The organism is Vibrio sp. Vb1018, assembly GCF_033338775.1.
GTDB lineage: Bacteria > Pseudomonadota > Gammaproteobacteria > Enterobacterales > Vibrionaceae > Vibrio > Vibrio alginolyticus.
This window is the reverse complement of sequence record NZ_JAWOTI010000002.1, coordinates 502,526-517,882: the sequence shown is the minus strand read 5'-3', so window position 1 is coordinate 517,882 and position 15,357 is coordinate 502,526. Positions and strand designations below refer to the sequence as shown.

At 42.8% G+C, this 15,357-nt stretch carries 13 protein-coding genes; 9 read left to right on the top strand and 4 right to left on the bottom strand.

Features of this window, described 5'->3' with window-relative positions; genetic code table 11:
• Positions 1–278: 278 nt before the first annotated feature.
• The 3 genes from R7Z10_RS04590 to R7Z10_RS04580 all read left to right on the top strand — a co-directional run bounded on the left by R7Z10_RS04590 (position 279) and on the right by R7Z10_RS04580 (position 2,413).
• A complete protein-coding gene (locus R7Z10_RS04590; RefSeq protein ID WP_005373615.1) occupies positions 279–734 on the top strand; it encodes an Lrp/AsnC family transcriptional regulator in 456 nt (151 codons plus the stop codon).
• Between the two features lie 40 nt (positions 735–774).
• Positions 775–1,689 (top strand): LysR family transcriptional regulator, encoded by a 915-nt coding sequence (locus R7Z10_RS04585; protein WP_017819875.1) that lies wholly within the window; start codon positions 775–777, stop codon positions 1,687–1,689.
• A gap of 109 nt (positions 1,690–1,798) precedes the next feature.
• Complete coding sequence (locus tag R7Z10_RS04580) at positions 1,799–2,413, top strand: LysE family translocator (RefSeq protein WP_005373611.1); 615 nt, start codon at positions 1,799–1,801, stop codon at positions 2,411–2,413.
• A gap of 142 nt (positions 2,414–2,555) precedes the next feature.
• Here the strand turns inward: R7Z10_RS04580 and R7Z10_RS04575 are convergent, their stop codons facing one another.
• On the bottom strand, positions 2,556–2,777 hold the full coding sequence (locus R7Z10_RS04575; protein WP_021035939.1) for a hypothetical protein: 222 nt from the start codon (positions 2,775–2,777) through the stop codon (positions 2,556–2,558).
• A 240-nt stretch (positions 2,778–3,017) separates the two neighbouring features.
• Positions 3,018–4,451, bottom strand: coding sequence for a glyceraldehyde-3-phosphate dehydrogenase (locus tag R7Z10_RS04570; RefSeq protein WP_017635170.1), 1,434 nt, complete (start codon positions 4,449–4,451; stop codon positions 3,018–3,020).
• A gap of 615 nt (positions 4,452–5,066) precedes the next feature.
• On the opposite strand from R7Z10_RS04570, the gene R7Z10_RS04565 reads away from it, so the two are divergent.
• Entirely contained in the window at positions 5,067–7,703 is a 2,637-nt protein-coding gene (locus R7Z10_RS04565; RefSeq protein ID WP_318104097.1) for an ATP-binding protein, read from the top strand.
• 68 nt (positions 7,704–7,771) lie between these two features.
• Here R7Z10_RS04565 and R7Z10_RS04560 read toward each other — a convergent pair whose 3' ends face one another.
• Both R7Z10_RS04560 and R7Z10_RS04555 read right to left on the bottom strand, forming a co-directional pair.
• Positions 7,772–9,115 (bottom strand): MATE family efflux transporter, encoded by a 1,344-nt coding sequence (locus R7Z10_RS04560; protein WP_025767935.1) that lies wholly within the window; start codon positions 9,113–9,115, stop codon positions 7,772–7,774.
• Positions 9,116–9,236: 121 nt separating this feature from the next.
• A complete protein-coding gene (locus R7Z10_RS04555) occupies positions 9,237–9,551 on the bottom strand; it encodes a DUF496 family protein (RefSeq protein ID WP_005373603.1) in 315 nt (104 codons plus the stop codon).
• A gap of 220 nt (positions 9,552–9,771) precedes the next feature.
• On the opposite strand from R7Z10_RS04555, the gene R7Z10_RS04550 reads away from it, so the two are divergent.
• The 5 genes from R7Z10_RS04550 to luxQ all read left to right on the top strand — a co-directional run bounded on the left by R7Z10_RS04550 (position 9,772) and on the right by luxQ (position 15,130).
• The gene (locus R7Z10_RS04550; RefSeq protein WP_005385630.1) at positions 9,772–9,996 is read left to right on the top strand and encodes a hypothetical protein; all 225 of its coding nucleotides are present in this window, start codon (positions 9,772–9,774) and stop codon (positions 9,994–9,996) included.
• Between the two features lie 165 nt (positions 9,997–10,161).
• Positions 10,162–10,812 (top strand): YceH family protein, encoded by a 651-nt coding sequence (locus tag R7Z10_RS04545; RefSeq protein WP_138940087.1) that lies wholly within the window; start codon positions 10,162–10,164, stop codon positions 10,810–10,812.
• On the top strand, positions 10,809–11,126 hold the full coding sequence (locus tag R7Z10_RS04540) for a GIY-YIG nuclease family protein (protein ID WP_005373593.1): 318 nt from the start codon (positions 10,809–10,811) through the stop codon (positions 11,124–11,126). The genes R7Z10_RS04545 and R7Z10_RS04540 overlap by 4 nt, the downstream gene beginning before the upstream one ends.
• A 330-nt stretch (positions 11,127–11,456) precedes the next feature.
• Complete coding sequence (locus R7Z10_RS04535) at positions 11,457–12,554, top strand: autoinducer 2-binding periplasmic protein LuxP (RefSeq protein ID WP_005385634.1); 1,098 nt, start codon at positions 11,457–11,459, stop codon at positions 12,552–12,554.
• Entirely contained in the window at positions 12,554–15,130 is a 2,577-nt protein-coding gene (gene luxQ / locus R7Z10_RS04530; RefSeq protein WP_017635176.1) for a quorum-sensing autoinducer 2 sensor kinase/phosphatase LuxQ, read from the top strand. Before R7Z10_RS04535 ends, luxQ begins: the two co-directional genes overlap by 1 nt.
• Positions 15,131–15,357 lie beyond the last annotated feature (227 nt).

Genomic DNA, 15,357 nt, shown 5'->3' with positions numbered 1-15,357 from the left:
GCTTCTGGTTATTTCGTTTTATGTGTTTAAGCGATGCTATTTATGTGCTGAGTACTTAAGTTGGGAATTTGATTTCAATGTGTTATCTATTTTCTGTTGAAATGGATAACAGCACTCATCTCATGCCCGCCAAATAGCATATCCAAAATGTTAATAACAAAATGATTTACTAAACCGTCAATATGACGGTTGTTTTAAATAATTCCAACAAAATGTTGGTTTCTTATGCAGTTAGAATCGGTATAGAATGAGAAAAATAAGGAAAGCTTGGTAACGGTATGGACAAGTTTGATCATAAGATTGTGGATCTGCTCAGGCACAACGCTCGGCTGTCGGTGACTGAAATTGCGGATAAAGTAAACCTTTCTCGTTCTGCGGTAACGGCCCGTATTCGTAAGCTAGAGCATGACAAAGTGATTCTAGGGTATCACGCTGAAATTGCGCCTTCGGGTGGGGATTCGATTTGCGCCTATTTTGCCTTAAAGTTCGATAAATCAACCTCTACGTATTATTGCGAATCATACGCGGACGAGTTATACAAAATTGATGGCGTAAAATGGTGTCATGCGATCAGCGGTGAGACGGACATGATGGTTTTTGTCGAAGTGCCTACGATGGCTCGCTTGAACGAAATCAGAGATCAAATTCAACGATATCCAGAGCTTCGAAACCTGATGACTCATACCGTCTTAGCTGAATTCTTTAACACGACTGGGAACCTGTTTGTGAAGTGACCATGAATGGATGCCATGTTGAAAACCCTTCAGAGCGAATATGTTAAACAACATTAATTTGAATCTACTTAGATCCTTGCATGTACTTTTAGAGGAGTGTCATGTCAGCCGGACCGCAGACCGTTTGCACATTACGCAGTCTGCCGTCAGTCGACAGCTTGCACAATTGCGCGATCTGTGTGGTGACCCACTGCTTATTCGTCAAGGTAATCAACTGATACCAACGCCACGAGCAATAGCGTTAAAATCAAAGCTTGATGCATTACTGGCTGAGTTTGACCATTTACTCGATGACCAACCTTTTGAGCCGCGGCAGTGGCAAGGTGAGCTTGTTATTGCTTCTAGTGACTACGTGGCGCAATACGTATTGCCCGATATTGCCTCTCACTTGGGTGAACAAGCGCCACAGTTAGATATGGCGTACCGACTGTGGCAACCCAACTTTCTTGATAAACTTCATGAGACGGGCATCCATATCGCGTCTTCTATGTATCCAGAAAAACCACAGAGTGTGTCGAGCGTTAAAATTGGTGAGGATTCATCAGTTTGTTTGATGAAATCTTCTCATCCGTTAGCAAAGCAGGACCAGATCAGTATTGAAGACTTGATTTCATATTCACACATCAAAGTGACTGGCGGCGGAGACAAAGATTCCTACACTGATTTAGCATTGAAAGAGCTAGGGCACACCCGCCACGTTACCTTTAAGGTTCCATTCTTCTCTGCTGCGATCAATCGCTTAGTTGCAAGTGAGCACCTGATGGTGGCTCCTGAACATATTGCCGTTAACCTCGCTAAGCATTGGGACTTAACCCATAAAGCATTACCACTCGAAACACCTATTCATCAATATTGGTTAATGTGGCACCCCAAATACGACACGGATCCTGCGCATAAATGGGTGCGAGAAGAGATTCGCTCAGTAATGCAAATTTCTGAATATTCCATTCGCTAATACGTACACCGTTTAGCTATGACTTGAAGTCATGATTAGTATGAATAACTTTGATTTCTAATTATACCTCTTCCGTTGATAGAGTGAGCGTCAAAGAGGGGAGATTCTTATGACACTAACAGTTTGGTTATCACTTTTTACCGTGTGTTTATTAGGGGCTATGTCACCAGGTCCCAGTTTAGCTATTGTCGCTAAGCACTCGTTGGCTGGTGGACGTATCAATGGATTAGCTACGGCTTGGGCTCATGCGTTTGGCATTGGTATATATGCGTTTATTACCTTGATTGGGCTCGCTGTTGTTTTGCAGCAAAGCCCGATGCTGTTCAAGACGATTAGCCTTGTGGGTGCGGCATATCTTGCGTATTTAGGGTTTAATGCTTTGCGTTCAAAAGGTGGTGTGGCTGCGAAGTTGGAGTCAGGTGAGGAAACAACGGTAATCCAGTCTGCGCGAGAAGGCTTTTTTATCTCGATTTTAAGTCCCAAAATTGCTTTGTTTTTTATCGCATTATTCAGTCAGTTTGTCGCGCTCGGTAATGATTTGAGTAATCAGATGATCATTGTTGCCACGCCGTTTGTTGTGGATGGGCTTTGGTACACCTTTATTACCCTAGTGCTATCGAGCTCTAAAGTCGTTGACAGAATTCGCTCTAAGGCAGTGTTGATTGATCGTTTGTCAGGGGTAGTACTCATGCTGCTGGCTCTTAGAGTGGTCGTAACGGTATAGACAAGCTCGCAAGACAGAAATACTAAAAGCAGCCCGTGTGGCTGCTTTTCAAAAAAGCACCCTGCCATTTTAAGGACAGGGTGAAAGCAAGAAGTTTCTCAGGAGCGGTCTGGGGAGAGAAACTCATCTAAATCTTATTTACTTACCGGCGAACCTCTTCAAATTCACCTTCAATCGCATCTGCTTTACCTGTATTAAATTCATATTCTTCGTGCATTTCTCTCTGCATTTTCTTGACGCGATTTTCAATACGCTTGCCGGTAATTAATGCTGCGATGGTCAACGGAATCGCAATGATCAAGCTAAATACTAACGTAAAAAAGCCGGTAATCAGTGCTAGTGCAGTTACAATAATCCGATTCATAATCATGACCTCTCTGTAATTTATGTGCTCAGATTAATGCTGTGAACATGAACAAAACATGAATGCTGACGTTTACTTTGTCCGGAGAGTGTCAAATGAATGAAACGAAAAAACGCCTGAGAGTGATCAGGCGTATAAACGGGGAAAAATATTAGTAATGCGCATGGCGCTTATTATTTAGAACAAATATGAGATATTGTCCGCTACGCTATGTGGTTAACGTTGTGGAGCAAAGTTCACCTATCGAGGGAATGTTTGGTAACGAACACCCATCATTTGTTCCATACAGTGCACAACTTGGCAGCTGTAACCGAATTCGTTGTCGTACCAGATGTAAAGTACACAACGCTTGTCTTGTGCGATAGTCGCTTGACCATCTACGACGCCTGCATGACGAGAACCAACTAAGTCAGTTGATACAATTTCTGTTGAATCGGTGTAGTCAATCTGTGCCGAAAGCTCAGAGTTCAACGCCATTTCACGCAAGTAATCGTTCAGTGAATCACGGTCTACGTCTTCACCTAAGTTTAGATTAGCGACTGCCATAGATACGTTTGGTGTCGGTACGCGAATCGCGTTGCCTGTTAGCTTGCCTGCAAGCTCTGGCAATGCTTTAGCAACTGCTTTTGCCGCGCCTGTTGAAGTCAGAACCATGTTTAGTGAAGCACTACGTCCGCGACGGTCACCAGAGTGGAAGTTGTCGATCAAATTTTGGTCGTTTGTGTATGAGTGCACGGTTTCAATATGGCCAGAAAGAACACCATATTTATCGTTCAGAGCCTTAAGGACTGGCGTGATTGCATTTGTTGTACAGCTTGCCGCAGAGATGATGGTGTCATCTTCTTGAATTACTGACTCATTTACACCGAATACAACGTTTTTGATGTCACCTTTACCTGGTGCTGTTAGCAGTACTTTCTCTGCGCCTTGACACGCTAAGTGCTGGCTCAGACCCTCAGAATCACGCCAAACACCTGTGTTATCAACAACTAGCGCGTTATTGATACCGAAAGCTGAGTAATCCACTTCGCTTGGGTTATTTGCGTAGATGATTTGGATGTAGTTGCCGTTAACGATCAGTGCTTTACGCTCTTCATCGATAACGATACTACCGTTGAACTGACCGTGAACTGAGTCACGACGCAGCAAGCTAGCACGCTTCTCCAAATCGCCTTTTTTACCGCCACGAACCACAATCGCACGTAGTCTTAGTGGGTAACCTGGACCACTTTTCTCAATGAGAAGGCGAGTAAGTAGTCGACCAATGCGACCGAACCCGTAAAGAACCACATCACGCGCTTTCAATGAAGAATCTGCGTCGCGAGCACCATCAAGTGCAGTGATAAGGAAATCGTTTAGAGAGCTTGTATCGTCATGTTCATTCCAGTACATAGTTGCCAATTGGCCAACATCGACACGGCATGAAGAAATGCTCATTTCACAAAGCGCTTGAATAATAGGCATCGTGTGCTCAAGCGAAAGTGGGTTACCGGTATAACGTCTTGCAACGCGATGAGTTTTGAGAATGTCTATAGTAGTAGCATTAATAAGCGTTTTACCAAACAGAACCACTTCGATTCCTTTTTGACGATATAGCTTACCAATTAGAGGGGAAATAGATTCAGCAATCGTTTGGCTAGTTTGCCAGTCTTGGAGATATTTCTCTGGACTCATTGTTGTATTAGACCTTTCACGTTTTGGGGGCTAACCATACTCTCTGCTGTTGCCTCTTCGGCAGCGTGCAAGAGTGTGGTGGGTTATGTAATCGGGTTGTAATAGTTGTGTGTGCGGATTCTAAGGTCGGAGTCCTTATTCTGCTAGGAAAATTAAATCCAGTGTAAAACACTACTTAAGGGGACGTTAGTGGTGGATTAATGTGACTAAAGCAGTGGTTTTCACGTATTGACATTTAGAAAGTAACTTACTTTTTTTGCGATGATAACGTTTGCTTTCAAATTAGTTTTGTTGACAAAAATGGATATTTTGCATTTTTGTGTGATTTGACTCGATAAGGCAACTCAATAGGTAAACATACAATAGATGATTTCCTGAAAAGTGATGCGACTCTTAGTTGTGAGTGAAACTTTATTGTTTGCATCCAACTTTAAGATCAAAAAATATGACTTGAATCACAATTGCCACTTCATTAGCCGATGATAAAACACTCACAATAACCATAATCTAGGTAGGTGAATGTTGTTTGAAAGTAACAATGTCGTATATGCCTTTCAATGCAAGAAACTAGTCTAATATTAAATAAACGGATGAAATCAACCATTAGGCTGATGGATGTTGAGATTATCAATAAAAACACGCTTAGCACTCCTCGCACTATTACCCGCTGTGGTAATAGTGGTGTTTGCAGTTCAGCAGTTTTCTGATAATGCGTTGCGCGTGAGCCGTCTCAATCAAACGGTTAGCAATATTCAAGGTTTCCAATTGATATCCAAGGCCTCCCACTTTATTTACTCCATAGAGAAAGTACGCCGACAGCCTGATCTTCAAGTCTCTGCAGCCATTAATATTGAAGAACAAGGTGAAGTTATTTCTTCTTTGCATCAAAAGTTTGTGAGTAACCCTAATACTGCTGAGTATGCTGATGAACTGAAAGAAGCCATGCTGGGGGTATTGTCAGGTAGATTGAGTGAGATGGACGACCTGGGTGATTGGGCATTTCAACAGCTCCAAAATATGTCGCGCTCTTTGTTGCAAAATCATCAATGGTATGGCAGTGACGATGGCATTCGCATGCAAAATTTTATTGCCTACCTTGCTCAGCTCTCTTTTTGGACACAGAAAGAAGCTTGGCTGACGAACCGTTTAGTCCAAGACCCTGAGAGTCGGCTAAGTCAAAGTATGTTTTATCAGGCGATTGACCGACAGCAGCAAAATTTGGATGCGTTTTTAAACTTAGGTGGGTCATACGAGCAAGTGGATAAATTGCTTGGCTTGTTTACTTCGCCGAGATATCAGAGAAACTTAGCGTCTCGCGGACAATTAATGTCAGGAGACATGTCACAAAGTGACTACGCCGCGTATTTAAAAGAACTCGATTTTCGTGTGCAGCGCTTACAAGTGCTCATTGATGGGTTCACCAAACAAACTGAGCAGTCGCTTCTCACGCAGGTTCATGAACAAAAGGCCAATATAGCGATGATCAGTTTTGGCGTCGCCTTAGTGGTTATCCTGCTTTGTTGGCTCGGATTTAGTACTTGGTTCCGAGTTAACAGCAAACTCGATGCGATCATTCATACTTTAAACGCGTTGATCAACTCCGAAGAGAAGCAAACAAAAGTCAAAGTTGATGGAAGTGATGAACTGACCATTTTTGCTCAGCAAGTGAATCGAGTGGTTGAAGAAATGCAGAGACAAACTGAAGAAATACTGCATGCAAAAGAGTCAGCAGTATCGGCTAATCGTGCAAAATCTGTGTTTCTTGCCAACATGTCACATGAAATACGCACGCCCCTTAACGGGATCATGGGCATGACAGAAATACTCTCTCAAAGTGAGTTGTCTTCGCATCAACAAGAAGTTGTTGATGACATTGACTCCTCATCTCAAACACTGCTTACTTTACTTAACGATATATTGGATCTCTCTAAAATCGAGTCTGGACGATTGGAGCTGTCACTAGTAGAAGCGGATATCCGAGAAGTCGTGTATCAGTCGGTGATTTTATTCCAATCCAAAGCAACATCTAAACAGCTAAAGTTAGGTATTAATTTAGCTGAAAATATCCCCATTCGCGTGATGGTCGATGATCATCGTGTCAAACAGGTAGTTACGAATCTGGTATCGAATGCGGTTAAGTTTACCGAAAGTGGGCATGTATGCGTTGATGTTAGTTATGAGGAATTACTTGAGAAAGAACGTGGAGTGCTGACGTTTAAAGTAGAAGATACCGGAATAGGCATTGATCAAGATAAGTTAACCACGATTTTTGAACCCTTTACTCAGGAAGATGAAGGAGTGTCGAGGCAATTTGGCGGTACAGGGTTGGGTTTGGCAATTTGTTGTCAGCTTGTGTCGATGATGGGGGGCAAGCTCGTAGCAACATCTACAAAAGGAGTGGGCACATGCTTTGAATTCTCGATTGAGGTTGAAGCAATTCCGGTGTTTGGCTGGCGTTCGGAGGTGATTAATAAAGGGCTTTTGATCTGCTCAAATTACGACTACGCTGACCAAGTATTAAAAGAGTGTCGCTTAGCGAAAATCAATCTCTTTGGTGTTAATAATGTGAATGAAGTGCAAGCGATAAATGATGACTTTGATGTCATATTTCTGTGCCACAGTAACGACGCTAATACCGATGAAATCTTGGATAATCTATCATTTAATTACGATCTTCGCCGTGTGATTATTTGCCAGCATCATTTATCCACTCCCTACGAAAATGCAGAAAAAGTACATGCCGTACTCACATTACCTTTCCTTGGCAATCGATTTAAGCATGTCATTGATGATTTAGCTAAGGTTGAAAAGACTATATCAAGTGACAATGTCACCAATAATGTTGTCAGCTCTGAATATCGAGCGTCGCGCTCTCATCGGAGGATCTTAATTGCGGAGGATAATTTGATGAACCAGAAAATAGCGAGTTTTTTTCTGGATAAAGCAGGTTATGACTATTTGATAACAAGCAACGGTCAAGAAGCGTTAGAAGCCATCACAAAGGGAGAAGAATTCGATGCAATTTTAATGGACTGCATGATGCCCGTGATGGATGGACTGACCGCGACGAAAGAAATTCGTCGTTGGGAAAAGAAAGCAGGACGTGAAAAAACAATGATTATCGCACTCACTGCGAGTGTTTTGGAAGAAGACATCCACAACTGTTTTACGGCAGGCATGGATGCTTATTTACCTAAGCCGTATAAATCGAACCAGTTATTTGAGCTCTTTAGTGAATTAAAACTCGCCTAGCTAACATTTCAACTTAGACAAGGCGTCAAAACGATAAAGCCCCACTTCAGGGGCTTAGTTCTGATTATTCATTGTTGTGCGTTGGCTTGAGCGCCTGCGAGTTTGCGTATGGTTTGGCGATAGGTTAGGTATGCGGAAACACCAGCTAACAGGTTGCCGATACAAGCGCCTAAGAGTAAACCTCGGATTCCATCCATTTGAGCGCCAACCCACAAGCACGGTAGGAAAAAGACAAACAAGCGCAGCGCTGAAATAGTGAGCGCGGTGTAAGATTTGCCTAATGCATTACAAAGAGAAACCATTAGCATACAAACCCCTAATGACCCCAAACTGATCGGCACTATCAGTAAATGCATTTCCAAGACTTGCTCCACTTGCACATCACTTGTCATCAATAATGCGAGTGGGTTTGCGACGGCAAATGTAATGGCAGCAATCAAAAGTTGGAAACCTAGAATGAATTTTACGGCAATACTGACGAGCCTTTGGATATCTTCATAGTTCTTTGCCCCAAGTAAGCGTCCAACCATTGGAGGCATAGACATTGTCAGCGCCAAGACCGAAACGATAGCAAAGAACTCATAGCGTGAACCAAGCGCCCAAGCGGCGACTGCTGCGGTTCCAAAGCTTGCCAATAATTTTGTTGCTAGCATGGAAGACAACGGTGGCAGCAGTTGGCTAATCATCGCAGGGCCCATAATGTTACCGATAGATGCAACACTTTTGGCTACGTTAAGATCTTGCCATTGTGTCGTTGCCCAGTGATTCTTTTTCACGCGAGGAGCGACGACTAAAATACCAAACCCAAAAGCGACGATGGTTGCTATTGCCGCTCCGTTAATACCCAAGTCAAACGTGAAAATAAATAGCGGATCGAGCACAAGGTTCACGCCGCTGGTTATCATCATCATTGTGCCAGGTAACATTGTATTGCCATTAGCTCGGCAGATACTGTAGTAAAAATACAAAACTGCACCAGTCCATGAGCTTAATAACCACCAAGGCCAGTAACTGTCGATTATCGGCATAACAGATTCTGGAGCGCTTAATAGAGCTAAAATGGGGTAGCGCAAAAGCCAAATTAGCCCGCCAAAAATAGCGACACCAATTGAGCCGATCATCAATACCAATCCGCCAAGTTGTTTGGCATACCGACTTTCATTCGCCCCAAGAGCTTTAGAAATGACCGCTGTCGTTGCGATCCCTAGACCGACTTGAATACCGATAATGACCATTTGCAAAGGCAGAGTGAAACCTTGAGCGGCTAACGGTAAAACGCCGAGCTGACCGATAAACGCACTATCCACAAGCTGAAAGCTCATTAAAGACAGAACGCCAAATAGCATTGGCCAGGTCATCGTAAATAATTGTTTTGCAAGCGTTGGTTGTGTACTTGTCGTAGTTGAAGACATAGAAAGCTGAATGCGTTAGGAATAAGAGTTAGATTGATTGTACACGGCGGTTAGTTTAGAGACAAAAATAAACCCCGAGGAAGATATTCTTGCTCGGGGTTCGAAAATCTAGCTTACGCGTTTATTTTTTGCCGCTAGTTTGCTTGTCTTCTTCAGTCAGCTCACGAATGCGACGGCTGATGTCACGACGTGCTTTAGAGATCTCAGCGCTTTTAATGATGTGGTCATCAACACGATCTTCATAGTCTGCTTTCATATTTTTGATGATTGCGACGATTTCATCGTGAGTCATTTCTGGTTTGATGTAGTCTAGAAGGTTTTCTAGAAGATCAACACGTTTACGGTTATCACGAACTTTCTTCTCGTTATCAAGAAGCTCACGTTTTAGTTTGTTTTTACGACGAGCTTGGTTAACGATTTCAAATACGCTACTCATAGTTCTCTTTCCTAATTTTATGAATATCTTCCTCGATTAAAGCACAACATCCAGTGGCATAACAGTCTTTAGATCAATAGCAATGCAGAGTTGAACATTTCTCAACCAATTGCGCTGTGTCCATATAATCGTGCTGCTTTCTTCGAGTTTTGGCCAACATCGTAGAATCCATCGATTCATTGTCATAACGTGGCCTTCACTATATTATCAACACCATTGAATGCAAAATGATGAACTTGATATGGACTCTGGTAACACTGCGGAGCAAGTAAATAGTCAAGATAATGAGCAAGTCACTCGCTCTGTGGCTGAAAAGTTAAAAACGGCGTATATCAACGCACGCGAGCAACTCGAAATCATCGAAGTTGAGCTTAATCGTTCAAAAATAATGATGGTCGACCAAGATGGCAATTTGACGAGAGTGCCGATTCTCTCGGAGCATTGATACCTGACCCTATTCGTAAGGGGTGTCAGGTCTTACGCTATGCTTTAGCCTGACACCAACACCTGAACCGCTAACGCTTCTTGCACTGCTGTGTGAATTTATGGCGTATGATTTCGAAGCGATTTAGGTACAAAGTCAAATGCAAAAATAATAAGGAAATGCATTATGAAAGTTGAGCTAACGGCAATTGAAGCACGAGTTATTGGTTGCTTGATCGAAAAAGAAGTCACTACCCCAGATCTTTACCCCCTCAGCCTAAACGCATTAACCAACGCGTGTAATCAAAAAAGCAACCGTGATCCCGTGATGTCACTCTCAGAGTCAGACGTACTCGATGCCGTTGATGCTCTTATTGAGCGCAGGCTCGTCAGTGATGAAAGTGCGTTCAACAGCCGCGTCAGCAAGTATCAACACCGTTTCTGTAATACGGAATTTGGTGATTTAAAGCTGACAGAGCAGGAGAAGGGCATTGTATGCTGTATGCTTTTGCGCGGTGCTCAAACACCTGGGGAAATTCGTACTCGTACTAATCGTCTCGCGACATTTCATGATGTAAAAGAAGTGGAAATGGTCCTTGAGCATTTAGCAAGTGAAGAGAAAGGACCATTAGTGGTCAAATTACCACGTGAGGCTGGTAAGCGGGAGTCGCGTTATATGCATTTGTTCTGTGGTGATGTTGATGCGTCCGAACTTGCAGCGCCTGTGTCTGCTGCAAGCTCGAGCTCCGATCGAGTAAGTCAGCTAGAGCTCGAAGTCGCTCAGCTGAAAGAAGAGCTGGATGAATTAAAAGCTAAGGTTGAGTCACTGCTTTCATGATGGAAAATACAACGCAGCGTTGGAGTGTCTACCTGATACGAAATAACCGCAACGCGTTGTATTGTGGTGTTACCAATGATGTTGAACGAAGATTCAATCAGCACCAAACCGGAAAAGGAGCGAAAGCTTTGAAGGGAAAAGGCCCTTTGGTATTGGAATGGTCATCGGATTTTGACTCAAAGACGCTTGCCATGCGAGCAGAGTACTATATTAAGCAACTAACTAAAGCGAAAAAAGAGCTGCTCGTTATGTCAAAAGCAAATATTGTCGTCGACGAACATCAACAAATGATGTTAGAGATAGTGGCACTCTGATAAGCCCTTGCTACGCAACGATACACGGAAACCGCCTATGTCACATTGGCGGTTTCTTTTTGTTTTTGGAGTACCATGTAGGAATAAACTGACGCATAATGGGCTGGTGTTCTGTTTAAAGGTCCTGAATATGAAAAGCGCGAAATGTCTCTACGTTATCGAGACAAAGGAAGCGACTCAATGTACTTTATTTGTATCCACTCAGACCAAGAACCAATTTACTATTGAAACAGGCACTAAGAGGAAGGTAGATTACAAGAGTATAGGATGACTCGGCTAGGTAATGAATAGAGCTGAATTAGGCTCATAAAAAAGCTAAAAGAGCAGTAGATGAAAAAAGCGTTAGTATTCTCCCTGATTTCAATGGCCGCTTTTGCGCCGAATGTGCAGGCCACCCAAGTTCTTAATGGGTATTGGGCATATCAAGAGTTTTTAGACCAGTTTCCACAACAGAAGCAGTTAACTAGTGCGTTGGCTGAAGTGGTAAGAGAAACCCCTGTACCCGTAGCAAAAGACAAAAAGCGTCCACTGAAAATTTCTGTTGTTTATCCAGGGCAGCAGATCTCTGATTATTGGATTCGAAACATCGATGCGTTTGAAAAACGCCTAGATAAGCTTGATATCGACTATCAACTAAATCAAGTGTTTACTCGTCCTAATGCAGATATAAAGCAGCAAAGTTTGTCTTTAATGGAGGCGCTGAAAAGCAACTCCGATTACTTGATCTTTACTCTAGATACCACAAGACATCGTAAGTTTGTTGAGCATGTCTTAGATTCAAAGAAAACCAAGTTAATTTTACAAAATATCACCACACCTGTTAGGGATTGGGAACATCATCAGCCGTTTCTTTATGTTGGTTTCGACCACGCAGAAGGAAGTCGTGAATTGGCCGTTGAGTTTGGCAAGCGTTTCCCTAAACATAGCCACTATAGTGTTCTCTATTTCTCGGAGGGCTACATTAGTGACATCAGAGGCAACACTTTTATCAACCAAGTGAACCGCGATAATCAATTTGAACTACAATCTGCTTACTACACCAAAGCAACAAAGCAATCTGGGTATGAAGCTGCAAAAGCCAGTTTGGAGAAGTATCCGGACGTTGACTTCATTTACGCGTGTTCTACCGATGTAGCATTAGGTGCTGTTGACGCTCTTAAAGAGTTAGGTCGTGATGATGTCATGATCAATGGTTGGGGCGGCGGTTCAGCAGAGTTAGAGGCGCTTTCTAAAGGGGAGTTAGACGTTACCGTTATGCGTATGAACGATGATACAGGTATTGCAATGGCTGAGGCCATTAAGTGGGATTTAGAAGGAAAGCCAGTTCCCACCGTTTACTCTGGTGATTTTGAAGTCGTTACCAAATCGGACTCTCCAGAAAGAATTGAAGCATTAAGAAAACGTGCATTTAGATACTCAGATAATTGATGACAACTACATCAAAAACAAGAAAGCGTCGCTCACTGTCGACGCTTATTACCAAAATAATTATTCTCGTACTTGCTCCGATCATTCTAGGCATCTTTGTTCAGAGTTATTACTTCTCGAAGCAGATTATTTGGCAGGAAGTCGACCGAACCAAGCAGCAGACCTCTGCCCTGATCCTGAACATTTTTGATAGCCATTTTGCAGCGATTCAGATTCATCACAACAGCAATTCGAAAAGTGATGTTGTATTGGATTTTTATACAGAACGTGATGAAGAGGCACTCAATTACTTTTTCATGAGTATTGACCAGAGTGATCCTTCCCATACACCGGAGTTTCGTTTCCTAACCGATCATCAAGGTATTATTTGGGACGATGGCAACGCGCATTTCTATGGCATCAACAACCTGATACTTAGCCGACTTGCCAGTCAAGTGACCTTTAGCAACAACTGGTATTATCTACCCTCACAGACCCCGATGGGAACTCGCCATCTTTTACTTCGTCGTGTACCCGTTTTACAACCTAAAACCGGTGAAGTGATGGGGTACTCTTACAATGTTGTTGTTTTAGATAATAACTTTGGGTTGATGGAAAGGTTAAAAAATGAAGGCAACGTCGACAATGTTGTGTTGGTCGCTAACAACACACCATTGGCAAGCTCATTAGTAGGAGATGAGGCTTATCAAATATTTGACGTACTCAAACGACGAGAGTCCCAGCACAAGCTTGACCAATTATTGATCATCAAAACCCCTATTGAGGTAAATGCCGCCGAGACTGACTTGTGCTTGCTTACTGTGCAAGACAATCAGAGCGTGGTGACATTGCAAATCCAACACCTGCTAGCAATGCTAGCCTCAGTTATCGGTATGGTTATGATTGCGCTGATGACTAAAGAATGGATCGAGAATCGAGTAGTTGAAGAGTTAGGATCCCTGATGGCATATACTCGCTCGGCTCGTGAAGAAAAAGGATTTGAGCGTTTTGAGGGGTCAGATATTGAGGAATTCGATCATATTGGTTCGACACTAGAAAACACTTTTGAAGAGCTTGAAGCACAAAAGCGCTCTTTCCGCGACCTGTTTAACTTTGCGTTATCTCCTATCATGGTGTGGTCTGAATCGGGTGTGCTTGTCCAAATCAATCCGGCAGCACGCAAAGAGTTAGTCATGGAAAACGATGTTGAAACCATGCACCCAGTGTTCAAAGGTTTCAAAGAAAAGTTGATGCCACACCTTCGCATGGCGGCTCAGGGAGCTACGTTGACAGGCGTTAATGTGCCAATTGGAGACAAAGTATATCGCTGGAACTTATCGCCGATTCGAGTTGATGGAGATATTAGCGGTATTATTGTTCAAGGTCAGGATATAACCACGCTAATTGAGGCGGAAAAACAGAGTAACTTGGCGCGCAAAGAAGCAGAGAAATCTGCTCAAGCCCGTGCCGACTTTCTGGCTAAAATGAGCCATGAGATCCGAACGCCAATCAATGGAATTTTAGGGGTTGCTCAATTGCTAAAAGACTCTGTGGAAACAGAAGAGCAGAATAACCAAATTGACGTACTTCGACATAGTGGTGAGCACTTACTTGCTGTTTTGAATGATATTTTGGACTTTTCGAAGATTGAGCAGGGTAAGTTTAATATCCAAAAGCACCCGTTTTCTTTCACTGATACAATTCGAACGTTAGAAAACATTTATCGTCCTATTTGTGAAAGTAAAGGCGTCAACCTTGTCATTGAAAACAAAATAGATCCCAATGTTGAAATCTTTACTGACCAAGTTCGTCTGAACCAAATTTTATTCAACCTAGTCAGTAACTCAGTAAAGTTTACGCCCTCGGGTAGCGTGCGCTTGCATGCTGAACTGGAGCAGTTCTATGGTGCTGACAATAGCGTGCTGGTCGTGGAAATTACGGATACAGGTATCGGCATCGAGTCTGACAAACTCGACCAAATGTTCGAACCTTTTGTTCAAGAAGAAGCAACAACGACTCGAGAATACGGTGGCAGTGGCTTAGGGCTGACCATTGTGAAGAGCCTTGTCGACATGCTGGAAGGTGATGTTCAAGTCCGCAGTCAGAAAGGTTTAGGAACGACTTTTGTCATTACAATGCCAGTGAAAGATCGTGAGCGAGTACTCACCCCTCTTGATTCGAGTTTGCGTGTTAAGCCAGGTGAACTATTTGCAGAGAGTCTCAAAGTGTTGTTGGTAGAGGATAACCATACTAACGCATTCATTCTAAAAGCGTTTTGTAACAAGTACAAAATGCAGGTTGATTGGGCGAAAGATGGGTTAGAAGCAATGGAATTCTTAAAAGATCATACTTACGATTTGATACTGATGGACAACCAACTTCCGCATCTTGGTGGAATTGAAACGACCAAAGAGATCCGACAAAAGCTAAAACTAGGCACGCCAATTTATGCGTGTACTGCTGACACCGCGAAAGAAACCAGTGACGCCTTTATGGAATCGGGTGCGAATTACGTGCTTCTCAAGCCGATTAAAGAAAATGCGCTCCATGAAGCATTTGTGGATTTTAAGCAGCGGTTCTTAGTCGAGCGAACATGAATAATTGGCTCACTACGAGATAACCCAATTATTCATTATCTGAAAAGCACAACACCATGACTGTGGGTTGTGCTTTTTTGTATCTGACCCTTTTACTCTTATACAAATCAGACTTTATTGGTCTCGACGTTTGTTGTGTACATCGCTGCATTTCAAATTCAAACATAGTGTTGTGTTACTTAGATTTCTGCCCCTTCACTGACACACCCAACGTGATTTCAATCACA

Coding starts and splice junctions, on each gene's coding strand:
- R7Z10_RS04540 (WP_005373593.1), top strand. CDS start 10,809: ATGATGGAAAATACAACGCAGCGTTGGAGTGTCTACCTGATACGAAAT.
- R7Z10_RS04555 (WP_005373603.1), bottom strand. CDS start 9,551: ATGAGTAGCGTATTTGAAATCGTTAACCAAGCTCGTCGTAAAAACAAA.
- luxQ (WP_017635176.1), top strand. CDS start 12,554: ATGACAACTACATCAAAAACAAGAAAGCGTCGCTCACTGTCGACGCTT.
- R7Z10_RS04585 (WP_017819875.1), top strand. CDS start 775: ATGTTAAACAACATTAATTTGAATCTACTTAGATCCTTGCATGTACTT.
- R7Z10_RS04590 (WP_005373615.1), top strand. CDS start 279: ATGGACAAGTTTGATCATAAGATTGTGGATCTGCTCAGGCACAACGCT.
- R7Z10_RS04545 (WP_138940087.1), top strand. CDS start 10,162: ATGAAAGTTGAGCTAACGGCAATTGAAGCACGAGTTATTGGTTGCTTG.
- R7Z10_RS04570 (WP_017635170.1), bottom strand. CDS start 4,451: ATGAGTCCAGAGAAATATCTCCAAGACTGGCAAACTAGCCAAACGATT.
- R7Z10_RS04565 (WP_318104097.1), top strand. CDS start 5,067: ATGTTGAGATTATCAATAAAAACACGCTTAGCACTCCTCGCACTATTA.
- R7Z10_RS04560 (WP_025767935.1), bottom strand. CDS start 9,115: ATGTCTTCAACTACGACAAGTACACAACCAACGCTTGCAAAACAATTA.
- R7Z10_RS04550 (WP_005385630.1), top strand. CDS start 9,772: ATGCAAAATGATGAACTTGATATGGACTCTGGTAACACTGCGGAGCAA.
- R7Z10_RS04580 (WP_005373611.1), top strand. CDS start 1,799: ATGACACTAACAGTTTGGTTATCACTTTTTACCGTGTGTTTATTAGGG.
- R7Z10_RS04535 (WP_005385634.1), top strand. CDS start 11,457: ATGAAAAAAGCGTTAGTATTCTCCCTGATTTCAATGGCCGCTTTTGCG.
- R7Z10_RS04575 (WP_021035939.1), bottom strand. CDS start 2,777: ATGAATCGGATTATTGTAACTGCACTAGCACTGATTACCGGCTTTTTT.